General features: G+C 72.7%; 19 protein-coding genes and 2 tRNA genes. 13 read left to right on the top strand and 8 right to left on the bottom strand.

The features are described 5' to 3' along the window. Window positions 1–16: 16 nt before the first annotated feature. Genes AC4BGE_RS01650 through AC4BGE_RS01635 form a run of 4 tightly spaced genes read right to left on the bottom strand, consistent with a single transcriptional unit; the run spans window position 17 to window position 2,574 of the window. On the bottom strand, window positions 17–649 hold the full coding sequence (locus tag AC4BGE_RS01650; RefSeq protein ID WP_490574151.1) for a sulfotransferase family 2 domain-containing protein: 633 nt from the start codon (window positions 647–649) through the stop codon (window positions 17–19). Between the two features lie 19 nt (window positions 650–668). Further along, window positions 669–1,280 (bottom strand): energy-coupling factor transporter transmembrane component T family protein, encoded by a 612-nt coding sequence (locus AC4BGE_RS01645; protein WP_490574150.1) that lies wholly within the window; start codon window positions 1,278–1,280, stop codon window positions 669–671. After that, window positions 1,277–1,966 carry an energy-coupling factor ABC transporter ATP-binding protein gene (locus tag AC4BGE_RS01640; RefSeq protein WP_490574149.1) on the bottom strand — a complete coding sequence of 230 codons (690 nt, stop codon included), beginning with the start codon at window positions 1,964–1,966 and terminating at the stop codon, window positions 1,277–1,279. Before AC4BGE_RS01640 ends, AC4BGE_RS01645 begins: the two co-directional genes overlap by 4 nt. Further along, entirely contained in the window at window positions 1,963–2,574 is a 612-nt protein-coding gene (locus AC4BGE_RS01635; RefSeq protein WP_490574148.1) for a biotin transporter BioY, read from the bottom strand. Before AC4BGE_RS01635 ends, AC4BGE_RS01640 begins: the two co-directional genes overlap by 4 nt. Before the next feature lie 126 nt (window positions 2,575–2,700). Between AC4BGE_RS01635 and AC4BGE_RS01630 the strand changes: the two genes are divergently transcribed. Next, window positions 2,701–3,270 carry a TetR/AcrR family transcriptional regulator C-terminal domain-containing protein gene (locus AC4BGE_RS01630; RefSeq protein WP_490574147.1) on the top strand — a complete coding sequence of 190 codons (570 nt, stop codon included), beginning with the start codon at window positions 2,701–2,703 and terminating at the stop codon, window positions 3,268–3,270. Window positions 3,271–3,288: 18 nt separating this feature from the next. On the opposite strand, the gene AC4BGE_RS01625 is transcribed toward AC4BGE_RS01630, so the two are convergent. Next, window positions 3,289–3,891, bottom strand: coding sequence for a pentapeptide repeat-containing protein (locus tag AC4BGE_RS01625; protein WP_490574146.1), 603 nt, complete (start codon window positions 3,889–3,891; stop codon window positions 3,289–3,291). A 55-nt stretch (window positions 3,892–3,946) separates the two neighbouring features. Here AC4BGE_RS01625 and AC4BGE_RS01620 point away from each other — a divergent pair, with 55 nt between their 5' ends. Beyond that, entirely contained in the window at window positions 3,947–4,597 is a 651-nt protein-coding gene (locus AC4BGE_RS01620) for a sulfotransferase family 2 domain-containing protein (RefSeq protein ID WP_490569825.1), read from the top strand. On the opposite strand, the gene AC4BGE_RS01615 is transcribed toward AC4BGE_RS01620, so the two are convergent. Next, the gene (locus tag AC4BGE_RS01615) at window positions 4,585–5,136 is read right to left on the bottom strand and encodes a 2'-5' RNA ligase family protein (RefSeq protein WP_490574145.1); all 552 of its coding nucleotides are present in this window, start codon (window positions 5,134–5,136) and stop codon (window positions 4,585–4,587) included. The two genes, AC4BGE_RS01620 and AC4BGE_RS01615, sit on opposite strands and share 13 nt — an antisense overlap. Next, complete coding sequence (locus AC4BGE_RS01610; protein WP_490574144.1) at window positions 5,133–6,053, bottom strand: 3-methyladenine DNA glycosylase; 921 nt, start codon at window positions 6,051–6,053, stop codon at window positions 5,133–5,135. The genes AC4BGE_RS01615 and AC4BGE_RS01610 overlap by 4 nt, the downstream gene beginning before the upstream one ends. A 30-nt stretch (window positions 6,054–6,083) precedes the next feature. On the opposite strand from AC4BGE_RS01610, the gene AC4BGE_RS01605 reads away from it, so the two are divergent. The 8 genes from AC4BGE_RS01605 to AC4BGE_RS01570 all read left to right on the top strand — a co-directional run bounded on the left by AC4BGE_RS01605 (window position 6,084) and on the right by AC4BGE_RS01570 (window position 12,365). Then, window positions 6,084–6,893, top strand: coding sequence for a fumarylacetoacetate hydrolase family protein (locus tag AC4BGE_RS01605; protein WP_490574143.1), 810 nt, complete (start codon window positions 6,084–6,086; stop codon window positions 6,891–6,893). Further along, entirely contained in the window at window positions 6,890–8,365 is a 1,476-nt protein-coding gene (gene gltX, locus AC4BGE_RS01600; protein ID WP_490574142.1) for a glutamate--tRNA ligase, read from the top strand. Before AC4BGE_RS01605 ends, gltX begins: the two co-directional genes overlap by 4 nt. After that, the gene (locus AC4BGE_RS01595) at window positions 8,362–9,354 is read left to right on the top strand and encodes a CPBP family intramembrane glutamic endopeptidase (protein ID WP_490569830.1); all 993 of its coding nucleotides are present in this window, start codon (window positions 8,362–8,364) and stop codon (window positions 9,352–9,354) included. The genes gltX and AC4BGE_RS01595 overlap by 4 nt, the downstream gene beginning before the upstream one ends. 23 nt (window positions 9,355–9,377) lie before the next feature. After that, window positions 9,378–9,449 (top strand) — tRNA-Gln (locus AC4BGE_RS01590). A 96-nt stretch (window positions 9,450–9,545) separates the two neighbouring features. Then, window positions 9,546–9,618 (top strand) — tRNA-Glu (locus AC4BGE_RS01585). Between the two features lie 158 nt (window positions 9,619–9,776). After that, window positions 9,777–10,283: a GNAT family N-acetyltransferase gene (locus AC4BGE_RS01580; protein WP_490574141.1), complete on the top strand. Its 507-nt coding sequence runs from the start codon at window positions 9,777–9,779 to the stop codon at window positions 10,281–10,283. Window positions 10,284–10,362: 79 nt separating this feature from the next. Next, a complete protein-coding gene (locus AC4BGE_RS01575) occupies window positions 10,363–11,895 on the top strand; it encodes an AlkA N-terminal domain-containing protein (protein ID WP_490574140.1) in 1,533 nt (510 codons plus the stop codon). Beyond that, the gene (locus AC4BGE_RS01570) at window positions 11,883–12,365 is read left to right on the top strand and encodes a methylated-DNA--[protein]-cysteine S-methyltransferase (RefSeq protein ID WP_490574139.1); all 483 of its coding nucleotides are present in this window, start codon (window positions 11,883–11,885) and stop codon (window positions 12,363–12,365) included. Before AC4BGE_RS01575 ends, AC4BGE_RS01570 begins: the two co-directional genes overlap by 13 nt. A gap of 22 nt (window positions 12,366–12,387) precedes the next feature. Here AC4BGE_RS01570 and AC4BGE_RS01565 read toward each other — a convergent pair whose 3' ends face one another. Continuing rightward, window positions 12,388–13,110, bottom strand: coding sequence for an IclR family transcriptional regulator (locus AC4BGE_RS01565; RefSeq protein ID WP_490569834.1), 723 nt, complete (start codon window positions 13,108–13,110; stop codon window positions 12,388–12,390). Window positions 13,111–13,216: 106 nt separating this feature from the next. Here AC4BGE_RS01565 and leuC point away from each other — a divergent pair, with 106 nt between their 5' ends. The 3 genes from leuC to AC4BGE_RS01550 all read left to right on the top strand — a co-directional run bounded on the left by leuC (window position 13,217) and on the right by AC4BGE_RS01550 (window position 16,086). Then, window positions 13,217–14,644, top strand: coding sequence for a 3-isopropylmalate dehydratase large subunit (gene leuC, locus AC4BGE_RS01560; RefSeq protein ID WP_490574138.1), 1,428 nt, complete (start codon window positions 13,217–13,219; stop codon window positions 14,642–14,644). A 1-nt stretch (window position 14,645) separates the two neighbouring features. Next, entirely contained in the window at window positions 14,646–15,245 is a 600-nt protein-coding gene (gene leuD / locus AC4BGE_RS01555; protein ID WP_490574137.1) for a 3-isopropylmalate dehydratase small subunit, read from the top strand. 115 nt (window positions 15,246–15,360) lie between these two features. Further along, window positions 15,361–16,086 carry an HU family DNA-binding protein gene (locus AC4BGE_RS01550; RefSeq protein WP_490574136.1) on the top strand — a complete coding sequence of 242 codons (726 nt, stop codon included), beginning with the start codon at window positions 15,361–15,363 and terminating at the stop codon, window positions 16,084–16,086. The last annotated feature ends 41 nt before the right edge of the window (window positions 16,087–16,127 follow it).

Here is a 16,127-nt window from a genome sequence, read left to right as displayed (position 1 = left end):
CGCCGGGAGACACGGGTCAGAACCGGTAGCCGAAGGCCTCGATGTCGTCGGCGAAGGCCTCGGCGACCCGGTCCCGCATCTCGGCGCTGTAGGCACCGCGGTAGTCGGTCGGCGGGCCGGCGTTGCGCCGTTCAATCGCTCCGGTGGGCACCCGCACCCCGGCCCGCTCCAGGGCGGTGGTGAGGTCGTCGGCGAACGACTCGGTCCGCCCGATGAAGTCCGCCTCCCGGCCAGGAGCCCGCAGCCAGTCGAGCTGGGGGGTGCCGAGGCGGGGGATCTCGCGGGTGCCACGGAGCACGAAGGCCTCGAAGTCGGCGTACTCCTCGCCGACCTTGCGCCAGAAGTTGTTGGCCTCCAGCCGGTGGGCGACGAAGTCGTTGCCCTCGGCGGCGGAGGCGTTGCGCCGCAGCACCATGGCGTGCCACGAGAGCAGCCGGGCCCACGGGTTGCGGACGAAGCCGAAGACGAAGTAGTCGGCGTACTCCGGGTGCTCGCGCAGGGCCGCGCGCAGCTTGGCGTGCCGGGTCCCCGGCAGCCCCTGGACGCGCTCGGCGTCGGGCAGCAGCGACTCCAGCAGGGTGTCGGTGGAGAGCCCTCCGGTCTTCTGCACGTGCACGAAGAGGAGACGCTGCCGGTGGGAGACGATCACGCCGGTGAGGATAGTCGGCTCAGTCGTCGCCCAGACCGCGCGCGTGCAGCGCCTCGCCGGTCTGCCGGGCGTGGGCCACGGTGCGGATCACCATCGGCGTGAGCAGCGCGCGGGGGTCGCGGCCCAGCCCCCGGGCGCGGGCGGCATCGACGGTCTCCTGGGCGATCGCCAGCGTCAGCGGGACGGACCGCAGCACGAGGCTGAAGGCCAGCGCCACCCGCTCGGGGACCACGCCCACCCGGCGCAGCAGGCCCAGGCCCCGGACGATCGCGTCCAGCATGGCGTCGACCGGTGTGGTGGCGGTGACCACGGTGGCGAGCAGGATCAGCGCGACCAGGTCGGTGACCTGCTCGGCCGCCAGTGCCCAGTTGCGCTGGAGCAGGTGGTAGAGCCCGAGCAGCAGCCCGAGCAGCAGCAGCGACCGCAGGGCGCGCAGCGTGCCGCGCAGCCCCAGCCCGGACCAGACGACCAGGCAGAGCGAGAGGCCGAGTGCGGCGACTCCGCTCGCCGGCCCGCGCAGCGCGACGACCGTCACGCTGGCGGCCATCATCCCCAGCAGCTTGGCGCCGGCGGGCAGCCGGTGCAGCGCGCTGCGTCCGGGGCGGTAGCCGTCGAGCAGGGGGTGGTTCACGCCGTCGCCCGGTAGTGGGCGACGGCCGCCTCGGCCGCCCCGTCGAAGACGACCTCGCCCTCGGAGACCACCAGCGCCCGGTCGCAGCGCGCGGCCAGGTCGAGGTCGTGGGTGACCAGCACCAGCTGCTGCGGCAGGCCGAGCAGCAGGTCGCCGATCATCCGGCTGTTGGCGAGGTCCAGCAGGGTGGTCGGCTCGTCGGCGACCAGCACGGCCGGGTCGGTGGCCAGCACGCCGGCGATCGCGAGGAGCTGGCGCTGGCCGCCGGAGAGCGTGTGGACGCTGCGGTCGGCCAGCTCCTCCAGGCCGAACCGGGCGAGCACCGAGTGGGCCGCGGCCGCCCGGGCGGCCCGGTCCCGGTGGGTGCGCCGCAGCGACAGCGCGACGTCCTCGACGACGGTCGGCATCACCAGCTGGGCGGACGGGTCGGTGAAGACGAAGCCGACCCGGCGGCGGACCTCCTTGCCGTCCTCGGCCACGTCGAGGCCGTCGACCCGCACCCGTCCCGCGGCCGGCTCCACCAGGCCGTTGAGGAGCCGGGCGAGGGTCGACTTGCCCGATCCGTTGGGGCCGATGAGGGCGATCCGCCGCTCGGTGAGGGTCAGGGTCGTCTCCTTGAGGATGACCTCGTCGCCGCTGGTGGTGGGTGCGGAGACGACGACCCGGTCGAGCTCGAGGCTGGTCACGTCCCGATCGTCTCGCGCTCCGGCTCGGGGGAGCGGCGCGGGGTGCCGAGGAGGTCGGGGAAGGCGCGGTGGACCGAGGTGGCGATCAGGGCCATCACGATGTTCTTGACCACGTCACCGGGCCAGAAGAACCGGTCGATGTCCCAGGCGCCCTCCCAGCTGGTCGGCAGCCGCCAGACCAGGCCGGCCATGCCGCTGGTGTGGATGAGCAGCGCGCTGGAGAGCAGGCCCGCCCCGAAGACGAGCGGGACCGAGGTGGCGATCTTGTGGCGGGGGAGCCGCTCGACGAAGAACCCGCACAGGGCCGCGGCGAAGGGGAAGGAGAGCAGGTAGCCCATCGTCGGGCCCTGGAAGACGCCGAGGCCGGCCGCGCCGCCGGAGAAGACGGGGAGGCCCGCGGCACCCACGGCGAGGTAGAGGACCACGGCCAGGAACCCGCGCCGCGCACCGAGCACCGCGCCGGCCAGCAGGACCCCCAGGGTCTGCAGGGTGATGGGCACCGGGAGGCCGATCTTGATCGGGGCGATGATGGCGCAGACGGCGATGATCGCGGCGAAGGCCGCGACCAGGGCGAGGTCGGTTCCGGTGCGGCGGGGGCGCAGGCTCACGGGCGGTGTGCTTTCGGTGAGGGCGTCGACAAACTGAACGCTGGTCAGGTGAACGGCGTTCAGGTTAGGGTCGGCGCAGCACCGCGTCAACCGGTGCCGGAATCGTCTCAGGTGAGAGGGCCCAGGATGCGCTATCGCCGCACCGACATCGTGACGCGAGCCCTCGAGGTGCTCGACGAGTACGGGCTGGCCGACCTCACGATGCGGCGGCTGGGCGCCGAGCTGGGGATCCGGCCCAGCGCGCTCTACCACCACTTCGCCAACAAGCAGAGCCTGCTGGCGGCGGTGGCCGACGAGATGCTGGCGCGCGGACTGAGCCCGGTGGGCCCGGGGCCGTGGGACGAGCGGGTCGCCGCGGTCTGCCGGCAGCTGCGCAACGCGCTGCTCGCCTGGCGTGACGGGGCCGAGGTGGTGGCCACCGTCCACGCCTTCGGGCTCGGTGCCCGGGCGGCCGAGGCCGCCGTGTCCGGGGCGCTGGCCGACAGCGGTCTGGACGAGGCGCTCCGCGCGACCGCCACCCGGACCCTGCTCCACCTCGTCTTCGGGCACACGGCCGAGGAGCAGACACGGCTCCAGGCCAGCAGCGTGGGGGCGATCGCGGCCGAGCCGCGCGAGACCTCGGACTTCGACGCGGGGCTGGCCCTGCTCATCGACGGGATCCGGGTGCGCCTGACCACCGCCGGCGCCGCCGGCTGACCGGTCCCGCCCGCCGGATCAGGGGTCCAGCTGCACCAGGGCGCCGTTCAGCTCGGCGAGCAGCACCGCACCGGTGAGGTCGAGGCGGGTCTCGCGCAGCTCGGCCGCCGAGAGGTCCACCCGGTCCAGGGAGGCGCCGACCAGGTCGGTGCCGGAGAGCTTGGCGCCGCGCAGGTCCGCCCCGTCGAGCACGGTGCCGCGGAGCCGGGCCCCGGTCAGGTCGGCCATCCCCAGGTCGCACTCGCGCAGGTCGAGCCCCGAGAGGTCGAGCTTGCGCAGGTCGGCGCCGCGCAGCGAGACCCCCCGCCACTGCCCGCCGGTGACCTTCATCGGTCGCGTCGTGCAGGCGGAGAACGACGTGCCGGAGAGCTTGCACCCCTCGAACGTGGCGTCGAAGAGGTTGCACCCGCGCAGCGTGCAGGCGATCAGCGCGGTGGAGACCAGGACCGCCGCGTTGAACCGGCAGTCGCCGAACACGCACTCCTCGAAGGTGGCGCCCGAGATCCGTGACTCCGTGAGGTCGACCCGGGTGAAGGTGCACCGGACGAAGCGCGCCCCGTCCAGGTCCTCGCCGTACCAGTCCTCGTCGCGGAACGTTCGGTTCTCCTCCAGGCGCGGCATGGACGCACCGTAACCGGTCGGGCCCGGCCGTCGACGGCTGGCTAGAGTGACGGCTGTGATCGTCTCGCACCAGCACCGCTTCGTCTTCCTCAAGACGCGCAAGACCGCGGGCACCAGCGTCGAGATCGCCCTGTCGAAGGTCTGCGGGCCCGACGACGTCATCACCCGGATCAGCCCCGACGACGAGGAGCTGCGCGCGGCCGCCGGGGGGCGCCCGGCCCAGAACTACGAGTCACCGCCGCTGGTGCGCAAGGCCTTCAACCACATGCCGGCCCAGATGGTCCGCAAGGTGGTCGGCCCGGCGACCTGGGACGACTACTTCCGCTTCGCCGTCGAGCGCAACCCCTGGGACACGGTGGTCTCCCTCTACTTCTGGAAGTTCCGCGAGCGGCCCGGCGCGCGGGCGGCGCCGCCGTTCTCGGAGTTCGTCGACGAGGACTCCGTCGAGCAGCTCGCCGGCAACCAGCGGATCTACCGGATCCGCGGGGAGATCGCCGTCGACCGGGTGCTGCGCTACGAGCGGCTCGCCGACGACCTCGCCGAGGTCTGGGAGCAGCTCGGCCTGCCGGGCGAGCCCGACCTGCCGCGGGCCAAGGGCTCCGCCCGCCCCGCGCGCGACTACCGCGAGTTCTACGACGAGCGGTCCAGGGCCAAGGTCGCCCGGCTCTTCGCCTCCTCGATCGAGGACTTCGGCTACGAGTTCTGACCCGGCCGGGCCCCGCCCAGGGGCCACCGGTGCAGCACCCGGCAGGCCCCCTGCTCGTACCAGACCAGGTCGAGCAGCTCGGCCCGGCTGTGCGCCGGCAGCAACGGGCCCAGGGCTCGGCGGGTCGACTCCTCGCTGACCTCCTCGGAGAGGGCGTCCAACGTGAGGTGCGGCACCGGGTCGGGGAACTGGCCGCCGTACGGCGGGCAGTGCCCGAACGCCGCGGCCAGAGCGCTGGTCAGGGCGCGGAACGGCTCCGCCGGCTCCGGGAGCAGGTGCACGATCCCGTTGGGGAAGGTGCCGGTGCGGGCCAGCCGGAAGTCGAAGGGCCTGGTGGCCGACGCGATCGCCTCCACGACCGCCAGGTCCTCGGGCCCGGGGGAGTCGAGGAAGGGCCCGAGCGCGGTCACGTGGGCGTGACCGAAGCGGGGGTCCTCGCTGAGGTAGGCCGGGTCGTAGTGGGCAGTCCGCTCCCGCACCCAGGCCTCCAGGGCCGGGACGGGGACCTGCAGGACGCTGTGGCCGGGGTAGGTGCTCACCCGGCGGCCCGGGCCACGGCCAGCAGTCGCTCGCACTCCTCGAGGAGCCGGGCCCGCAGCGGCGCGGCCCGCTCGGCGAACCCGCGCTGGGCGGCGGCGTACTCCTGCTTGCCGGCGCTGGTCTCCACCCGGACCGGGACGAACGGCTCGCCGTCGACCTCGAGGCCGGTCAGGTCGTAGGGCGCGGCGCGCATGTCGAGGATCCGGACCTCGCGGGCCAGTTCGAAGCAGTCGGCGACCAGGTCCGAGGAGACCATCGGGGTGAGCCGGAAGGCGTGCTTGTAGAGATCCATGGTGGCGTGCAGGCAGCCCGGCTGCTCGAAGTCGCTCCGGTCGTCGCGCCCGGGGCTCAGGGTGTTGAGCGGACGGGCGGGCGCGGTGAAGAAGCGGTAGGCGTCGAAGTGCGAGCAGGCGACCCGGTGGGACTCCACCACCTCGTCGGTGCCCGCGGGCCCCAGGCGCAGCGGCCAGTCCGCGTGGCGGGTCTCGTCCTCGGCCAGCCGGTAGACCATCGCCCACTCGTGCAGGCCGAAGCAGCCGAAGGAGGCCGGCCGTCGCGTGGTCGCCGCCAGCAGGCGGCGCAGCGCCTCGAGCAGAGGCCGCTGAGAGGCGACGTGTGCCGGGGCCACCGTGGCGGCGCTCCCCGTGGCGGCGTCGCGGTGCGGCTCGTAGCCCTTGAGCGTGGCGTACTCCTCGGCACCGGCCAGCGCGAAGCCGAAGCCCGGGTGCCAGCGGCGCAGCTGCGCGGGACGCTGGGAGTAGTAGGTGAAGAGGAAGTCGTGGACCGGGTGGCGGACCCCCGAGCCGCGACGGGCCAGGTGGTCGGCCACGTAGGGCTCGACGCGCGCGGCGTGCTCGTGCGCCGCGCGGCGCCAGGTGGCTTCGTCGAGCACGCGGGGGGAGAGAGCCGTAGGCACGCGCCCAGGGTAGGCGGATAGGCTCAGGGGGTGCGTATCGCCAGATTCACCACCGGGGAAGAGCCGATGTACGGCGTCGTGACGGGCGGGGTCGACGAGTTCGGCCAGCCCGACGAGGAGAGCGTGGTCGTGGCCCTGGCCGGCGACCCTCTCTATGTCGGGATGAAGCTGCTCCAGGTCGAGCACAAGCTGGCCGACGTCCGGCTGCTCGCCCCGGTGCTGCCGCGCAGCAAGGTGGTGGGCATCGGCCGCAACTACGCCGACCACGCCGCGGAGCTGGGCAACGACGTACCCGCGGAGCCGCTGATGTTCATCAAGCCCAACACCAGCGTCGTCGGCCCTGGCGATCCGGTCTTCTACCCGCCGCAGACCTCCGACCTGCACTACGAGGGCGAGCTGGCGGTGGTGATCGGCCGCCTGTGCCGCGACGTCCCGCCCGAGCAGGCGACCGACGTCATCTACGGCTACACCGTCGGCAACGACGTCACCGCGCGCGACCTGCAGCGTCGCGACGGCCAGTTCACCCGGGCCAAGGGGTTCGACTCCTTCTGCCCGCTGGGGCCCTGGATCGAGACCGACCTGGACCCCCAGACCTTCGCCGACGGGGTGCGGCTCCAGACCCACCTCAACGGCGACCTCGTCCAGGACGGCTCCACCGCCGACCTGATCTTCGACATCCCCACGCTCGTCGCTCACGTCTCCAGCGTGATGACGCTGCTGCCCGGAGACGTCATCCTCACCGGCACCCCCGCGGGCGTCGGTCCCATGCAGGTCGGCGACGAGGTCGAGGTCTCGATCGCCGGCATCGGAACCCTCACGAACAAGGTGGCCCAGCGTTGAGCACCCCCAGCACCCCCGACCGGCCGGTACGGGTCCGGATCGCACCCAGCCCGACGGGAAGCCCGCACGTCGGGCTGGCCCGCACCGCCCTCTTCAACTGGGCCTTCGCCCGGCACCACGGTGGCACCTTGGTCTTCCGCGTGGAGGACACCGACAAGGAGCGCAACACAGTCGAGTCCTACGAGTCCATGGTCGACCTGCTGCAGTGGCTGGGGCTCGACTGGGACGAGGGCCCCCTCAAGGGCGGTCCCTTCGGCCCCTACCGGCAGTCCGAGCGCGGCGACCTCTACACCGACGTGCTCGCCCGCCTCAAGGAGAGCCGCTACACCTACGACTGCTACTGCACCGGCGACGAGCCGACCGCCCGGCGCAAGGCGGCCGGCTCGAAGGTGATGGGCTACGACGGCTTCTGCCGCGACCTCAGCGACGAGCAGGTGGCGGCCTTCCGTGCCGAGGGTCGTGACCCCGTGGTGCGGTTCCGGATGCCCGAGGGCGAGATCGGCTTCGACGACCTGGTGCGCGGCCGGATCACCTTCCAGACCGAGTTCGTCCCCGACTTCGCGCTCTGCCGCGCCAACGGCGACCCGCTCTACACCCTGGTCGCCCCGGTCGACGACGCCCTGATGGAGATCACCCACGTGCTGCGCGGGGAGGACCTGCTCTCCAGCACGCCGCGCCAGATCGCCCTCTTCGACGCCCTCCAGGCCATCGGCGTGGCGAAGTGGACCCCGCGGTTCGGGCACCTTCCCTACGTGATGGGGGAGGGCAACAAGAAGCTCTCCAAGCGCGACCCCGAGTCCCACATGGCTCTGTACCGCGAGCAGGGCTTCCTTCCCGAGGGGCTGCTCAACTACCTGGCCCTGCTGGGCTGGGCGATCGCCCCGGACCGCGACGTCTTCACCCTCGAGGAGATGGTCGAGAAGTTCGAGCTCTCCGACGTCAACCCCAATCCCGCGCGCTTCGACCTCAAGAAGGCGGAGGCGATCAACGCCGACCACATGCGGATGCTGCCGCTCGACGACCTGACCCACCGGGTGATCCCGTTCCTCAAGGACGCCGGCGTGCTGGGCGACCCGGTCAGCGACGCGGACGCCGAGATGCTGGAGCTGGCGATGCCGCTGGTGGCCGAGCGGATGAACAAGCTCACCGAGGCTGCCCCGATGCTGTCCTTCCTCTTCGTGCCGGAGGCGGAGTTCACCCGGACCGAGGCGCTCGACGAGGCCGCCCAGGAGGTCGTCCGGGCGGCCCACGACGCCCTCGTGGATCTGCCCACCTGGTCGACGGCCGAGATCGAGCAGGCCCTGCGGACCGCGCTGGTGGAGGAGCGTGGCCTCAAGCCGCGGCTGGCCTTCGGCCCGGTGCGCATCGCGATCAGCGGTCGCAAGGTCTCGCCCCCGCTGTTCGAGTCGATGGAGCTGCTGGGTCGCGAGCGGAGCATCTCGCGACTCCGGGACGCGCTCTCCGGCTCGTGACCGCCGGGCAGGTCCCCGCCCGGCTGGGCTACCACCAGCTCCACCGGGCGGGGCCCCGCGGCGCCTGGCGCCCCGTGCTCGGCACCGTGCTGGTGCTGCTCGGCGCGTTCGTGCTGGCGCCGCTGTTCTGGCAGCTCGCCTTCGCCGCCGGCTTCGTGGTCGCCGGGGAGCCGCTCGTGGAGTCGCTCGAGCGGCTGCTCGACACCGGGGACCCCTCACCCTCGACGCTGGCCTTCCTCAACGTCGTGCTGGCCAGCGCCATCGGGCTGGTGTGGGCCGTCAGCAGGCTCCTCCACAAGCTGCCGCTGCGCTGGGTCACCTCGGTGGGCCCGCGGATGCGGTGGCGCTACTTCGCGGCGTGCCTCGGGCTCTCGGTGGTAGCCCTCTTCGCCACCCTCGTCGTCTCCGCGATGGTGCCCCAGGGGGCCGGCGAGCCCGTCGCGGTGGAGGTCAACGCGTTCACCTCCACCACCCGCGACTTCCTCCTCGTCGTGCTGCTGCTGACCCCGTGGCAGGCGGCGGGGGAGGAGTACCTCTTCCGCGGCTACCTCACCCAGGCGATCGGCGGGATGGTCGGAGGTGTGGTGGCCGCCCGGGTGCTGGCGGTGCTGGTGCCGGCGTTCCTCTTCGGCCTGGCCCACGGAGCCCAGGACCTCCCGGTCTTCGTCGACAGGTTCGCCTTCGGGGTGGTGGCCGGCGTCCTGGTGATCGCGACCGGGGGGCTCGAGGCCGCGATCGCGATGCACGTGCTCAACAACTTCGTCGCCTTCGGGCTGGCGCTGGCCTTCGCCGATCTCGGGGAGGCGCTCAACCCCACCGGCGGGAGCTGGTGGAGCCTTCCTGGCACGCTGACGCAGTCCCTGGTCTACCTCGCCCTCGCCTGGTGGGTGGCCCGCCGGATGGGCCTGGCGAACACCGTGGACGGGGGCGTTTTGGCCGCGCAGGAGAGGCCCGTGTATCGTTCTGGCTCGGCTCCCCCGGGGGTCTGAGGCGCCTCACGGTGCCCGAGCATTGGGATATGGTGTAATTGGCAGCACGACTGATTCTGGTTCAGTTAGTCAAGGTTCGAGTCCTTGTATCCCAGCGAAATCCCAGCTCCACCGGGATTTGGTGAGAAGCAGCAGTTCGACTAAGGTTTCTCACCGTTACCGGCAGAACATCGCCGGTGACACACGTGCAAGCCCCCGTTGTGTAGCGGCCTAGCACGCCGCCCTCTCACGGCGGTAGCGCCGGTTCGAATCCGGTCGGGGGTACAGCATTCGAAGGGGCCTCGGACAGCAGAGATGCTGCCCGGGGCCCCTTCGGCGTTCCCACCCCAGGTCACCCCTGCGGGCCCTGCTCCGGGCCTGGCGGACGCCTGCGGCGGCGTTGGCACGGGGGTGGCACGGGGGTGGGTGGCAGACTTCCCGACGTGCTCGAGATCAGGACGGCGCGTGCCGAGGACGCGGCCAGGTTGGGTGAGATCGACCTGCTCACCTGGAGCCCGGCCGTCTCCCCGATGCCGCGCCCCGATGCCGGGACGCCGTTCCTGCACGACGGTCTCGACCCCTCCGACGTGCTGGTCGCCACCGAGGCGGGCACCGTGTGCGGCTACCTGCTGCTCAAGCAGCACAGCACGGCGCCCTCGCACGCCCACGTGCTCCTGGTCAACGGCCTCGCCGTCGAGCCGGGGCACCAGGGGCGGGGTGCGGGGAGGCTCCTCCTGGCCGCCGCGATCGACGAGGCGGGCCGTCGCGGCGCCCGCAAGCTGTCGCTGCGGGTGCTGTCGTCCAACGCCCCCGCGAGGCGCCTGTACGAGTCGTGCGGGTTCGAGGTCGAAGGGGTGCTGCGCGCGGAGTTCCGGCTCGAGGGGGAGTGGGTCGACAACGTCTTCATGGCGCTCCACCTGACGTCCTCCGGGCCGGCGGCCGAGCAGTAGCCGGCCGTCGCGCGGCGGGCCCGCCGCCGTGTCCGATATCCGCCAGACTCCGCGCCGCCCGCCGGGGCAGGATGGAGCCATGACGAGGACGACGACCGCGGCCGGGGCGGCCCGGGCGACGGGTGGGAACCCGGGGGTGCTGGACCCCGAGTCCTGCTACCGCGCGGTCCGCAGCCGGGACCGGCGCTTCGACGGGGTCTTCTACACCGCGGTCCGCACCACCGGGATCTACTGCCGGCCCTCCTGTCCGGCGAGAACCCCGGCAGCGGGCAACGTCGCCTTCCACCCCACGGCGGCCGCCGCCCAGGCCGCGGGCTACCGGGCCTGCAAGCGCTGCGTCCCCGACGCCACCCCCGGCTCCCCGGAGTGGGACGCGGCCGCCGACGTGGCGGGCCGGGCGATGCGGCTGATCGCCGACGGCGTCGTCGACCGCGACGGGGTGACGGGGCTCGCCACCCGGCTGGGCTACTCGCCCCGCCACCTGGGCCGGGTCCTGGTCTCCCAGCTCGGGGCGGGGCCGCTGGCCCTGGCCCGGGCCCGACGGGCCCAGACCGCCCGGATCCTCATCGAGAGCACCGTCTTGGGCCTGGCCGACGTGGCGTTCGCCGCCGGCTTCACCAGCGTCCGGCAGTTCAACGAGACGGTCCGCGAGGTCTACGCCGCGACCCCCTCGCAGCTGCGGCGCCGGCCGGCGGAGGCGGGGGCTGCGCCGGGGGGCCTGTCGCTGCGGCTGGCTGTCCGCACCCCCTTCGCCGGTTCCGCGCTGCTGGCCTTCCTGGAGCGGCGGGCGGTGGCGGGCGTCGAGGTGGTGGACGCCACGACGTACGCCCGCACGCTGCGCCTGCCGCACGGCCACGGCTGGGTGTCGCTGGAGCTGGCCGACCTGCGGGATCCCGGCACCGCCTTCGTGCCGGCCGACTTCATCCTCACCGACCTCCGCGACACCGGCGCCGCCGTCGAGCGGGTGCGCCGGCTGCTCGACGCCGACTGCGACCCGACGGCCGTCGCGGAGGCGTTCTCCGGCGACCCGGTGCTGGGTCCGGTGGGCGGGCGTCACCCGGGGCTGCGGGTCCCCGGTCACGTAGACGGCCACGAGGTCGCCGTCCGTGCCGTCCTGGGTCAGCAGGTGAGCGTGGCCGGCGCCCGGACCCTCGCCTCGCGGCTGAGCCTGGAGCTGGGGCAGGAGGTCGCCACCACCGTCCCGGGCCTGACCCGGCTCTTCCCCACCGCTCAGGCCGTCGCCGCGGCGGACCCGACGACGCTGCGGATGCCGAAGTCCCGCGGGGCAGCCCTGGTGGGCCTGTGCCGGGCGCTGGCCGCGGGTGAGGTCCGCCTGGACCGGGGGACCGACCGCGAAGAGGTGCGTGAGGCGCTGCTCGCCCGGCCCGGCATCGGGCCCTGGACGGCCGACTACATCGGGATGCGGGCCCTGGGCCACCCCGACCTGTTCCTGCCCGGCGACATCGGCACGAGGCAGGCGCTGCGCGGCCTCGGCCAGGACCCCGGACGGGCGTCCGAGCTCAGCGAGACGTGGCGGCCGTGGCGCTCCTATGCGCAGGTGCAGCTGTGGCAGACCCTGGTGGAGGAGGAGGCAGGACCATGTGGACACTGACGGACTCGCCGGTGGGCGAGCTGCGGATCACCGAGCACGACGGTGCGATCACCGCGATCGAGTTCTCTCCGTTCCGGCCGCCCGGCGACGGCGCGCCGCGGGGGGAGCGGGAGGACGAGCACCCGTTGCTGGCCGAGGCGGTGCGACAGCTCAGCGCGTACTTCGACCGCGAGCTGACCGACTTCGACCTTCCGCTGGCGCCGGCCGGCAGCGACTTCCAGCAGCGGGTCTGGCGGGAGCTGCGGGCCATCGGCTACGGCGAGACGGCCTCCTACGGCCAGATCGCGGTGCGGCTCGGTCATACCAACGCCGCCTCCCGGGCGGTGGGCCTGGCCAACGGCCGCAACCCGATCCCGGTCGTCATCCCGTGCCATCGGGTGATCGGCGCCGACGGCTCGCTGACCGGCTACGCCGGTGGGCTGGAGCGCAAGCGGATCCTGCTCGGGGTGGAGGTCGAGGCGCTCTTCTGAGCGGGTGCCGCGCCGGCCGCGTTCACTCCGCTGCGGCGCGGCGCAGCGACTCCGAGAGCCGCTCGGCGGCCGCCAGCACCGCGGGCGCGTGCATCCGGCCGGGCTGGCGCGAGAGCCGCTCCAGGGGGCCGGAGACCGAGACGGCGGCGATGATCTTGCCGCTGGGCGAGCGGACCGGCGCCGAGACAGAGGCGACGCCCTGCTCGCGCTCGCCGACGCTCTGGGCCCAGCCCCGGCGGCGGATGCCCGAGAGTGCGGTGGCCGAGTAGGCCGCGTTCTGCAGGCCCCGGTGCATGCGCTCCGGGTCCTCCCAGGCCAGCAGCACCTGGGCGGCGGAGCCGGCGCGCATCGTGAGCTGGGAGCCGACGGGAATGGTGTCGCGCAGGCCGCTGGGCCGCTCCGCGGCGGCCACGCACACCCGGTGCTCTCCCTGGCGACGCCAGAGCTGGGCCGACTCGCCGGTGATGTCGCGGAGGCGGGCCAGCACCGGGCCGGCGGCGGCGAGCAGCCGGTCCTCGCCGGCGGCCGCCGACAGCTCGGCCAGCCGGGGGCCGAGCACGAAGCGACCCTGCATGTCGCGCGCCACGAGGCGGTGGTGCTCGAGCGCCACGGCGAGACGGTGGGCGGTCGGCCGGGCCAGGCCGGTGCCGGCGACCAGGCCCGCCAAGGTGGCGGGACCTGCTTCCAGGGCGGCGAGCACGAGAGCAGCCTTGTCGAGGACTCCGACCCCGCTTGAGTTGTCCATATGGCAATATTGCCGTCTCAGAAGTTGGGATGCAAGAGTAACGTCGCGACATGACCCAGATCGGGTATGCCCCTCCAGGCCTACCCTGACAGAGAGGAGCAGGTCCATGGGCAAGACCCTGGCCGAGAAGGTGTGGGACGAGCACGTCGTCCGGAGTGCCGAGGGTGAGCCGGACCTGCTCTACATCGACCTCCACCTCATCCACGAGGTGACCAGCCCCCAGGCGTTCGACGGCCTGCGGCTCGCCGGGCGCCCGGTGCGGCGCCCCGACCTCACCCTGGCCACCGAGGACCACAACGTCCCGACGCTGGACTGGGACAAGCCGATCGCCGACCCGGTGAGCCGGGTCCAGGTCGACACGCTGCGCAAGAACGCCGCCGAGTTCGGCGTCCGGCTCCACCCGCTCGGCGACGTCGAGCAGGGGATCGTCCACGTGGTCGGCCCCCAGCTGGGCCTCACCCAGCCGGGGATGACGATCGTGTGCGGCGACAGCCACACCTCCACGCACGGTGCCTTCGGGGCGATCGCCTTCGGCATCGGCACCTCCGAGGTCGAGCACGTGCTGGCCACCCAGACGCTGATGCAGGCCAGGCCCAAGACGATGGCGGTCACCGTCAACGGCAGCCTCCCGGCGGGCGTCACCGCCAAGGACCTGGTCCTCACGCTGATCTCCCACACCGGTACCGGCGGGGGACAGGGCTACATCGTGGAGTACCGCGGACAGGCCATCGAGGAGCTCTCGATGGAGGGCCGCATGACGGTCTGCAACATGTCGATCGAGTGGGGCGCCAAGGCGGGGATGATCGCTCCCGACCAGACCACCTTCGACTACATCCAGGGCAAGCCGGAGGCGCCCAAGGGTGCCGACTGGGACGCGGCCGTCGCGCACTGGCGCACCCTGGTCACCGACGACGACGCGGTCTTCGACGAGGAGATCGTGCTGGACGCCTCGACGATGACGCCGTTCGTCACCTGGGGCACCAACCCCGGCCAGGGCGTGCCGCTGGGCGGCAACGTCCCGAGCCCCGAGGACTACCAGGACGAGGGCGACCGGCTCACCACCCAGCGGGCACTGGACTACATGGGTCTCGAGGCCGGCACCCCGATGCGCGAGGTCAAGGTCGACACCGTCTTCGTGGGCTCCTGCACCAACGGCCGGCTCGAGGACCTGCGTCTGGCCGCCTCCATCCTCGAGGGCCACACCGTGGCCGAGGGCACCCGGATGCTCGTGGTGCCCGGCTCCGCGCGCGTCCGCCTCGAGGCCGAGGCCGAGGGCCTGGACCAGGTCTTCATCGCCGCAGGCGCCGAGTGGCGGGGCGCCGGGTGCTCGATGTGCCTGGGCATGAACCCCGACCAGCTCGCTCCGCAGGAGCGCAGCGCCTCGACGTCCAACCGCAACTTCGAGGGGCGCCAGGGCAAGGGCGGTCGTACGCACCTGGTCTCGGTGCCCGTCGCGGCCGCCACCGCGGTCCGCGGCACCCTGTCCTCCCCGGCCGACCTGGAGCTGGTCGGCTCCGCCAGCAAGGAGCGCTGACATGGAGCAGTTCACCACCCACACGGGCATCGGCGTCCCGCTGCGCCGGACCAACGTCGACACCGACCAGATCATCCCGGCCGTCTACCTCAAGCGCGTGACCCGCAGCGGCTTCGAGGACGGGCTCTTCGCCGGCTGGCGCAACGACCCGGAGTTCGTCCTCAACCAGCCTGCCTACGCGGGCGGCTCCGTCCTGGTCGCCGGCCCCGACTTCGGCACCGGCTCCTCGCGCGAGCACGCCGTCTGGGCGCTGCAGAACTACGGCTTCAAGGTGGTGCTCTCCTCCCGCTTCGCCGACATCTTCCGCGGCAACTCGGGCAAGGCCGGGTTGCTGACCGCCCAGGTCGACGAGGAGCTCGTCCAGCGGCTCTGGGACCACCTCGAGACCAACCCCGGCGCGACCGTGACGGTCGACCTCGTCTCCCGCACGGTGCGGGCCGGCGAGGGCGAGGACGCCATCGTCGACAGCTTCGACATCGACGACTACACCCGCTGGCGACTCCTCGAGGGGCTCGACGACGTGGGCATCACCCTGAGCCACGAGAGCGACATCACCGCCTTCGAGCAGACCCGGCCGAGCTGGAAACCCGCCACCCTGTAAGGGAAAACTTCTCTCCAACACGCCTGCGGTGATTGTGGCGCCCGCCACAAATACTTAGCGTGGCGTCAGAAGTCGAGCACGGGCTCGGCCGCAGAGTTCGTTGGAAGGGAAGCTAGTGAACAAGTCACAGCTCATCGACACGCTGGCAGTGCGTTTCGAAGGGAACCGCAAGGCCGCGGCCCACGCGCTCGAGTCCGTCCTGGACACCATCACCCGGGAGGTCGCCCGGGGCGAGAAGGTCGCGATCACGGGTTTCGGCTCCTTCGAGAAGCGCGTCCGCAACGCCCGGTGGGTCCGCAACCCCCAGACGGGTGAGCGGATGAAGTCGAAGAAGACCTCGGTGCCGGCGTTCAAGGCCGGCCAGGACCTGAAGAACATCGTCTCGGGCGCCAAGAAGCTGCCCAAGCTCACGGTCGCCACGGCCACCGCCCCGGCCAAGAAGGCGGCCTCGCTCGCCGGCTCGGCCGCCAAGAAGGCCGCCCCGGCCACGCCGAAGGCCACCGGCGTGAAGAAGACGACCGCCAAGTCCGCCCCCGCCAAGACGACCGCCAGGAAGTCGACCGCCAAGACGGCTCCGGCCAAGACGGCGGCCAAGAAGACCGGCACCACCGCGGCCAAGAAGAGCAGTGCCAGCACCACGGCGGCGAAGAAGACCACCGCCAGCGCGGCGGCCAAGAAGACCACGGCGAAGAAGACCACCGCCACCGCGGCGGCCAAGAAGACCACCGCGAAGAAGACCACGACCAAGAAGGCCACCACCGCGACGGCGCCGGCCAAGAAGTCGGCGAGCGCCAGCACCGCCAAGAAGGCGCCGGCCAAGAAGGCGGCCAAGAAGAGCTGACGCCCCCGACCTCCAGGCACAGGACCCGTCCGGCACGCCGG

The organism is Nocardioides sp. Z50_6 (genome assembly GCF_058215755.1).
This window is presented reverse-complemented; position numbering and strand designations above follow the sequence as displayed.